Source organism: Gordonia otitidis NBRC 100426 (genome assembly GCF_000248075.1).
Lineage (GTDB): Bacteria > Actinomycetota > Actinomycetes > Mycobacteriales > Mycobacteriaceae > Gordonia > Gordonia otitidis.
Window position 1 is genome coordinate 1 of the sequence record NZ_BAFB01000143.1, and the last position, 1,104, is coordinate 1,104.

Below are 1,104 nucleotides of genomic sequence, written 5' to 3' on the forward strand. Positions count from 1 at the left end.
TGTCGATGTCGGGGTGCCCGGCGATCGCAGCTCCCACGTCCGCTCCGGTGCCGACCACGACGTTGAAGACGCCGTCGGGAACGCCCGCCTCGGTGGCCAGGCGTGCCAGCGTGAGCGTCGTGAGCGGGGTGATCTCGGCGGGTTTGAGAACCACCGAGCAGCCGGCGGCCAACGCGGGCAGCACTTTCCACACTGCCATCTGCAGCGGATAGTTCCACGGGGTGATGGAGCCGACGACCCCGACGGGTTCGCGTCGGATCGACGATGTGTGCTCGCCCGAGTACTCCGCACTCGCCTTTCCGTCGAGGTTGCGGGCAACGCCGGCGAAGAAGTCGACGTTGTCGATGCTGCCGGGAACGTCGAATTCGGTGGCGAGGCGGATCGCCTTGCCGGTATGCGACACCTCCTCGTTCGCCAGCAGTGTGGCGTTGGCGTCGAGTAGGCGCGCGAAGGTGTGCAGCACAGCAGACCGCTCGGCCGGTGTTGCCCCACCCCAGTCGTGTTGTGCGCGCGCGGCATGTGCGACCGCGGAGGTAACGTCGGAGGCAGAGGCGAGCGCGAGGTGCGCCACCGTGGCGCCGGTGGCGGGATCGATCACAGTGTGGTCGCCGCCCGATCCGCTGTACGGAGCACCGTCGACCCAACCGCTGGGAACTGTCGTGATGGTTGACACGACCACTGACGATACTGCGTGGACAACGGATTCACGACTTGAAGAGCCAATCTGATACCGAAACCGTGGTTTCGGTTGCCAATATCTGCTGAATCCGCCACCATCGACGTGTGGCCGAACCAATGCCGACTCACCTCGACGCCATCGCGAAGAAGATCATCGAAGAGCTCCAGGCCGATGGTCGGAGTTCGTACGCGGCGATCGGCAAATCCGTCGGCCTGTCGGAGGCAGCGGTCCGCAACCGGGTGCAGAAGCTCAGCGAGAGCGGCCTGTTGCAGATTGTCGCGGTGACCGATCCTCTCAAACTCGGTTTCTCCCGACAGGCCATGATCGGCATCCGCTGCACCGGAGACACGGAGCGATTGGCACGCCAACTCGCCGAGCACCCCGAGATCGATTACGTGGTGCTCACCGCGGGCACCTACGACATC

General features: G+C 65.0%; 2 protein-coding genes. One reads left to right on the forward strand and one right to left on the reverse strand.

Annotation, left to right across the window (positions count from 1 at the left end):
* A partial coding sequence (locus GOOTI_RS14475; protein ID WP_039994148.1) for an aldehyde dehydrogenase family protein occupies positions 1 to 673 on the reverse strand: 673 nt, incomplete at its 3' end.
* Positions 674 to 795: 122 nt separating this feature from the next.
* On the opposite strand from GOOTI_RS14475, the gene GOOTI_RS14480 reads away from it, so the two are divergent.
* On the forward strand, positions 796 to 1,104 hold a 309-nt coding region (locus tag GOOTI_RS14480), incomplete at its 3' end, for an Lrp/AsnC family transcriptional regulator (RefSeq protein WP_007239352.1).